6 protein-coding genes and 1 pseudogene are annotated in these 6,871 nt (G+C 67.7%); 3 read left to right on the top strand and 4 right to left on the bottom strand.

The window, feature by feature from the left end; genetic code table 11:
- Positions 1 to 300: MarR family winged helix-turn-helix transcriptional regulator (locus tag AC1DZ6_RS15565; protein WP_477098065.1), on the bottom strand; the 300-nt coding region annotated here is incomplete at its 3' end.
- Positions 301 to 331: 31 nt separating this feature from the next.
- Between AC1DZ6_RS15565 and AC1DZ6_RS15560 the strand changes: the two are divergent.
- Both AC1DZ6_RS15560 and AC1DZ6_RS15555 read left to right on the top strand, forming a co-directional pair.
- Positions 332 to 466: pseudogene (locus AC1DZ6_RS15560) on the top strand (organic hydroperoxide resistance protein); the annotation flags it as partial.
- A complete protein-coding gene (locus AC1DZ6_RS15555) occupies positions 463 to 912 on the top strand; it encodes a MarR family winged helix-turn-helix transcriptional regulator (RefSeq protein WP_477098064.1) in 450 nt (149 codons plus the stop codon). The pseudogene AC1DZ6_RS15560 and the gene AC1DZ6_RS15555, both read left to right, overlap by 4 nt.
- On the opposite strand, the gene AC1DZ6_RS15550 is transcribed toward AC1DZ6_RS15555, so the two are convergent.
- The 3 genes from AC1DZ6_RS15550 to AC1DZ6_RS15540 form a co-directional block, all read right to left on the bottom strand.
- A complete protein-coding gene (locus AC1DZ6_RS15550; RefSeq protein WP_477098063.1) occupies positions 909 to 1,073 on the bottom strand; it encodes a hypothetical protein in 165 nt (54 codons plus the stop codon). The genes AC1DZ6_RS15555 and AC1DZ6_RS15550 overlap by 4 nt on opposite strands.
- A 273-nt stretch (positions 1,074 to 1,346) precedes the next feature.
- Positions 1,347 to 3,287, bottom strand: a complete 1,941-nt coding sequence (locus tag AC1DZ6_RS15545) for a sialate O-acetylesterase (RefSeq protein ID WP_477098062.1) — start codon at positions 3,285 to 3,287, stop codon at positions 1,347 to 1,349.
- A 64-nt stretch (positions 3,288 to 3,351) separates the two neighbouring features.
- On the bottom strand, positions 3,352 to 5,835 hold the full coding sequence (locus AC1DZ6_RS15540; RefSeq protein ID WP_477098061.1) for a glycoside hydrolase family 3 protein: 2,484 nt from the start codon (positions 5,833 to 5,835) through the stop codon (positions 3,352 to 3,354).
- Positions 5,836 to 5,996: 161 nt separating this feature from the next.
- Here AC1DZ6_RS15540 and AC1DZ6_RS15535 point away from each other — a divergent pair.
- Positions 5,997 to 6,871: glycoside hydrolase family 97 N-terminal domain-containing protein (locus tag AC1DZ6_RS15535; RefSeq protein WP_477098060.1), on the top strand; the 875-nt coding region annotated here is incomplete at its 3' end.

Raw genomic sequence — 6,871 nt, 5'->3', positions numbered from 1 at the left:
CAGTGAAACCCACACGACTCTCCGGTCTTTTTCGTCTCGCACGCGCTGAATGAGAGATTCTTCTTCCAATTGATTTAATAAGCTAGTTGTAGCGCCCGAGGTTAAGTGAAGTTTATTTGAAATATCTGCTACCATATACTTTGTGCCGCTGGCAATGTAGTTTAAGATATAAAATTTAGTGGGTGTTAAGTGATAAGGCTGTGTTTTTAATGTTTCTTCGACTAAATGCCGCATATATTGAAAAAAAGATGTGTTAATTTGATAAAGGTGTTCAATTTTTGAATCTAAATTGTTATCCATGCTAGCTTCCATCTCCTTGTACACTACGGACGCGCTGGAGGTCGAAACCCAGGGCCTGACCCAGGAAGAAGCCGAAGCCCTGGTTGCGACGGCGCACAAGGTCTGCCCCTATTCCAACGCCACGCGCGGCAATGTCGACGTCGCGATCACCACAAAGGCCGCATGACCTCGAAGACCCAAAAGACCAACGGTGAAACGGTCGAGGCGCTACGCCTCGATCGTCAGCTGTGCTTCGCTCTCTACGGCGCCGCCAATCGGGTGACGCGGCTGTACCGGCCGATGCTCGACGCCCTGGGCCTGACCTATCCACAGTACCTGGTCATGCTGGTGCTGTGGGAGACCAGTCCGCGCACGGTGGGCGCCCTGGGCGAGGCGCTGGACCTGGAGTCCAGCACCCTGACCCCGCTGCTCAAGCGGATGGAGGCCCAGGGGCTGGTGGAGCGCGCCCGCGATCCCGAGGACGAGCGACGAGTGATCATTACCCTGACCCCGGCCGGCGTGACGCTGCGCGACAAGGCCAAGGCCGTGCCCGAGCAGCTGTTCTGCAAGCTGAACCTGCAATTGGACGCCCTGGGCGACCTGCGCGAACGGCTCAAGGGGCTGGCGGTCTAGCCATCGGACTCGTCCTCGCCGCGGAAACTGTAAGGCTCGGCCGGCGGCAGGCAACTGACCAGCACCTGGGCCGTCAGGCCCGGCTCGGCGACGACGGACGGCTGCTCGCCGAACACCGCCTCCCAAAGTTCGGCCAGTTCCTGATACGCGACGTCGGGCACTCTACGCTCTCCTACACGGAGACAATGCCGTTGAGGGTCAATACGTTGCTGGTTAACGGCGCGCGCGATCCCGCGCGCGCCGTCCGCCCCCTGCCCGCGCTGGTCCACTTCCGAACCAAGGTTTGGTTGCGCCCCAGCACAAGCCAGACAACCAGCCTAGGCGCGGCCCGGCGCAGCTGGAATGCAGCGAAACCCTAGAATTTCGCCGGAACGCGGCCCAGGCCGCGTCCGTCATTTTAACCAAAACGGCCTGGATCGGCCGCCGACGGACGACTAGGGCGCGATCGCCAGCTCGAACGGCGTCGCCGGAAGTCCGGTGCGGCCATAGAGATTGAGGATCGGACTGTCGGCCCAGGCGAAGCGGACCTTGACCGGCGCGAAGCCGGCCGGGATCGCCAGCCGGACCTGGTCGCTGGTCAGGGCCGCATCAGCGAAACGGCAGACGCCGGCGGCATCGCACAGCTCGAATCCGACCGGGCGAGCGTCGGCCTGGACCACCGCCGGCTGATCCAACCGCACGACCACCGCGCCGGAGGCCCGCGTCGCCGACAGCGGGGCCGGACCGGCGGCGACCAGACCCGTCTCGCCGTAGGCCAGCTTGCGGGCCTGCAGCGCCAGGCGATGGCCGACCTGCTGCTTGTTGGCCGGGTGGATGTCGTAGATGTCGCCGATGTCGACGGCCGAGGCGAGGCCGACCTTGGGATCGTTCGCGGCCACGCGGCGCTGGACGTCGCGCACGCCGGCCCAGCCGGACTCGACCGGCGCGGTCTGGCGCGGCCCGAAGTCGGCCAGTTGCACCACCAGGAACGGCAGATCCGGAGCCTCGAACCAACGACGCCAGTCGGCGACCAGGGCCGGCAGCAGGCGGGCATAGGCCGCCGGCTCGGCGACATTGGCCTCGCCCTGGTACCAGGCGAAGCCCTTCAGGCCATAGGGAACGAGCGGCGCGATCATGCCGTTGCGCAGGGTCGACAGGCCGCTGGTCCCCACCCACGGCGCGGTGGGCGGCAGGCCGCTCTGGGCGAGGGTCGCCGAGATCTTGTAGCGCCAGGTCGCGCCCAGCGGGGCGAACGAACCGTCTTCGAACTTCAGGCCCTTCTGGGCGGCCGGCCCCCAGGCCCCGCCGCCGCCGCTGGTGTCGATAGCCCGCACGGCGATCAGATTGGGGCCGGCCTTCAGCACGCCCGGCGCGATCCTGTAGTCGCGCGGCCGGTCCCAGCCCTGCGAGGAGCCGACCTCGCGGCCGTTGACGAAGGTGGTGTCCAGGTCGTCGATCGGGCCCAGCGACAGGGTCGCGCCCTGGGCCGCCTGCCGATCAGTGAGGGTGATCACGGCTCGCAACCAGATCGTGCCGTCGAAGGTCTCCAGCCCGGGATTGGTCTCCCAGAACTGCTCCGCGGGCATGGTCTTCCAGTCGTGGTCGTCGAAGTCCGGGCGGCTCCAGGTCGCGGCCTGCGGCTCGGCCTTGGCGGCCCAGCGGGCGAGCATCCCGCTCCACAGCGCCGCGCCCGATTGCGGCGACTGGGCGTATTCGGCCAGAGCCGCCAGGCCCTCGTCATAGTCGCCCAAGGCCGCCAGGCCTTCGCGACTGATCCAGTCCTGGATCACCGAACCGCCCCAGGTGGCGTCGATCAGGCCGATCGGCGCGCCGGTGGTCTTCTTCAGCTCGCGGCCCATGAAGAAGCAGGCGGCGCTGAAATTGTTGGCCGACTCCGGGCTGGCGGCGCGCCAGACCGCTTCCTTCGGCAGGGCGGTCGTCGGCGCGGGCAGGCTGGTGCGGCCCGTCTGCAGCAGGCGGATGTTCGGATCGGCCGAATTGGCCGCCTCGGCCTCGCCGTTCAGGGACCGGCGCAGCGGGTATTCCATGTTCGACTGGCCCGAGCACAGCCAGACATCGCCGACCAGCAGGTCCGAGATCGTCTGGCGCTCACCGCCCGTCTGGGCCGTCAGGGTCAGGGCCGCGCCCGGTTCGCGAGCCGGCAAGGTCGTGGACCAGCGCCCCTCTGCGTCCGTCGTCGCGCTGGCCTTGGACCCGCCCAGCGACAGCTCGACCACCGCCCCCGGCCTGGCCGCGCCCCACACCCGGATCGGCTGGCCGCGCTGCAGGACGGCGTGGTCGGTGAAGACCGGGGCCAGCAGCGGCGCGGCGTGGGCCGATGCGCCGGCGGCGCTTAGAGCCGTCGCGGCCAGCAGGCCCAGGAGCTTCGAACACATGGATGACCTACTCCAAAATCCGCTCATCCCGGCGAATGCCGGGATGAGCGGGTAGAAAAACGAACTAGTTCGCGGTCTTCCCCGGGCACACAGCGCCCGCCGGGTCGGTCGTCAGCTTCACGCTCTGCAGCGACACCGTCAGCTTGCCGGCTGTCGACAGTTCGAACGGGGCGGTGACCTTGGTCACGTCGGTTCCCGCCGCCTGGAAGCATTTGAGCGAGACCTTCAGGCTCTTCCATTCGCCGACCGGCGAAGCGGCCAGAACCGGCGTCACGTCCAGCTTGCCCCAGCCGATCCCCAGGGTGACCGGACCGGTCGGCTTGGCGTCGAGGCGATAGTCGACCAGCAGGGCGATGTCGGCGTTGGTCTGGAACGACAGGTCGAAGGCTTGGTCGGCGGCCAGCGAGACCGTGGCCGGCCGGTCGCCCGAGAAGGTCAGCTGGCGGCCGGCCTCCTGCACGTTGCCGGCGTCGACGGGGCGGATCTGCACCGCGGTGCTCGGCGACGGCTTGAAGTCGAACGGCGCCGGCGTCTTGCCGCCGACGAAATAGTCGCTGACGTTCTCGGTGGCGACCGTGAAGCCGGCCTTCTCCGACAGCGTCCCGACGCGCACCTTGGAGGCGTAGGTCAAGCCGTAGCCATAGGCGAACTGCGGATCATAGGTCTTGTCGCCGCGGTTCAGGGTGAACTGGCCGGCGGTCTTGGGCCAGCTGAACGACAGCTTGCCGTGGAAATCGGTGCGCGGCTTGCCGGCCTTGTCGCCGACCAGCACGTCGGCGATCCCGCCGCCTTCAGAGCCCGGCAGCCAGGCGGCGACAAAGGCGTCCGAGGCGTTGATCTCGGGGTTCACCCACAGCGGGCGGCCCGACAGGAACACGCCCACCACCGGCACGCCGGCGGCCTTCAGCTTCTTGAGCAGGGCCAGGTCGGTCTTGGTCCCGGGCTGGAATTCCAGCGTCTTGATGTCGCCCACGCCCTCGGCATAGGGCGTCTCGCCGAACACCACGATCGCGACGTCGGGCTTCTTGTCGAACGCACCATCGACGCTGAGCGTGGCCGAGCCGCCCGAGGCCTCGACCGTCTCCTTCAGGCCCGAATAGATCGACTGGGCGTTGGGAAAGTCGGCCTTGGTGTTGCCGGTGCCCTGCCACGACAGGGTCCAGCCGCCGGCCTGCTGGCCGATGTCGTCGGCGCCCGAGCCTGCCACCAGGATATTGGCCGAGGCCTTCAGCGGCAGGACGCCGTTGTTCTTCAGCAGCACCAGCGACTCGCGCACCGCCTGGCGGGCGATGGCCTTGTGCTCGGCCGAGGCCATCAGGGCTTCCTTGCCCTCCAGCGGCCGCGCCTGCTGGAACAGGCCGAGTTTGGCCTTCACGCGCAGGATGCGGCGCACGGCGTCGTCGATGCGGGCCATCGGGATCTCGCCCGACTTCGCCTGGGCCAGGGTGTTGGCGTAGAGGTCCTTCCAGCTGTCGGGCGCCATGTACATGTCCAGGCCCGCATTGGCGGCCTGGGCGCAGGTCTTGGGCGTGCAGCCGGCCACCTGGCCGTGACCGTTCCAGTCGCCGACGACGAAGCCGTCGAAGCCCATCTTGCCCTTCAGCACGTCGGTCAGCAGGCTCTTGTTGCCGTGCATCTTCTCGCCGTTCCAGCTGTTGAACGACGCCATGATGGTCAGGGTCCCGGCGTTGATGGCCGGCACATAGCCCTGAGCGTGCAGGCGGATCAGCTCGGCTTCGGAGACCTGGGCGTCGCCCTGGTCCTTGCCGTTATGGGTGCCGCCGTCGCCGAGGAAGTGCTTGGCGCTGGCCGCGACGTGGCCTTGCTGGATGACGCCGCCTTGGGAAACCGCGCCTTGGAGGCCCAGGATCATCTGGCCGGCATAGTCGCGGACGATCTGCGGATCTTCCGAATAGCCCTCATAGGTCCGGCCCCAGCGGTCGTCCCGTGGCACGGTCAGGGTCGGGCCGAACGCCCAGTCGAAACCGCTGGCGGCGGTTTCCTGGGCGGTGGCCGCGCCGATCTTGCGGATCAGCTCGGGGTCGCGCGCCGCGCCCAGGCCGATGTTGTGCGGGAAGAGCGTCGCGCCGACGGCGTTGCCGTGGCCGTGCACGGAGTCGATGCCGAACATCAGAGGGATTTGCGTGCCGCCCTGGCGCTGGGCGGCGGCGGCGCGGAAGATCTCGACCGACTTGACCCACGGGCCGATCGGCGAGCGGTCGGGCGCCCCCAGCGGCGGCGAGCTGCCGCCGGCCAGGATCGAGCCCAGCGGATAGGTCTTCAGGTCTTCCGGCTTCACCGAGCCGATGTCGCCCTGGATCATCTGGCCGACCTTCTCCTCGAGGGTCAGCTTGCCCAGCAGCGACTCGACGAAGGCTTCGGTCTGGGGATCGACCAGACCCTGGCTCTTGGCCGCCGGCCAGAGGGCCGGATGGGCGGTGCTCTTGCTGTCGGCGGCGGACGCCGCGCCAGGCAGGACGGAGGTGGTCAGAAGGGTGGTCGCCAGCAACGCGGCGCAGAAGGCCTTGGTGTTCATAACTCCCCACATTTATCGTTAAACTCCGACAACGTTGTCACTCGCACGCCAGAGCGGTCTGAGCAATCGGAGGTCGTCTCTGGTACCGGTATCTAAATACTCGACGGCGATCCATACACAGTCTAATTTGTGTGACAAATAGAAACGCCCATTAAGCGGCGGGGGAGCGAAACATGCGGGACCTTCGGTTTCTTCGCGCGGCGGGCCTGATGTCTGGCGCGGCTATGGCGCTCCTCGCGGTGGGTCCGGCAGGCGCGGCCGAACAGCGGCTTTCCTCCCCCGACGGCGCCCTGCGGGTCACGGTTTCGGACGGCGACGGCCAAGCCCGCTACGCGGTCGCGTACAGGGGCCGGCCCCTGCTGGCGCCCTCCCCGCTGGGCCTGGTGCTCAGCGTCGGCGGCGGGCTTAGCCACGGCCTGAAGATCACCGGCGCCGCCCCGTCCACCAACGACACCAACTACGATCTGGTCGCCGGCAAGGCCCGGACGGTCCGCGATCACTACAACCAGCTCAGCATCGATTTCCAGGAACCCGAGGGCCGCAAGCGCCAGCTGCGGGTGATCGTGCGCGCCTATGACGACGGCGTGGCCTTCCGCTACGTGCTGCCGCAGCAGCCAGGGCTCGACGCGGTCAATATCCGCAACGAGGAGACCCGGTTCGACTTCCCGGCCGACTATCGTTGCTGGGGCCTGAACCTGGGCAAGTTCGGCAGCAGCCACGAGGGCGAGTTCGATCCGGTCCAGGCCTCGACGCTGCGCGAGCACAATCTGTATGACGCCCCGCTGGTCTGCCACGGCGAGGGCAAGGACGGGGGCCCCGCCTTCGCGATCACCGAGGCCGACCTCAAGGACTATGCCGGCCTCTACCTGACCGGACGCGGCGACGGCGGGCTGGGCGTGCAGGTCAAGCTGTCGCCGCGCCTGGACGAGCCCGGCGTCGCCGTGCGCGGCAAGCCCGACGCCGACCTCGTCTCGTCCTGGCGGGTGATCATGGTCGCCCCGACCGCCGGCCGGCTGATCGAAAGCAACCTCGTCGCCACCCTCAACCC

It is taken from the genome of Caulobacter sp. P1_B12_2 (assembly GCF_056406675.1).
This window is presented reverse-complemented; position numbering and strand designations above follow the sequence as displayed.

Excerpts from the sequence above, each read along its gene's own strand:
- AC1DZ6_RS15545 (WP_477098062.1), bottom strand. The coding sequence starts at position 3,287 with ATGTGTTCGAAGCTCCTGGGCCTGCTGGCCGCGACGGCTCTAAGCGCC.
- AC1DZ6_RS15540 (WP_477098061.1), bottom strand. The coding sequence starts at position 5,835 with ATGTGGGGAGTTATGAACACCAAGGCCTTCTGCGCCGCGTTGCTGGCG.
- AC1DZ6_RS15555 (WP_477098064.1), top strand. The coding sequence starts at position 463 with ATGACCTCGAAGACCCAAAAGACCAACGGTGAAACGGTCGAGGCGCTA.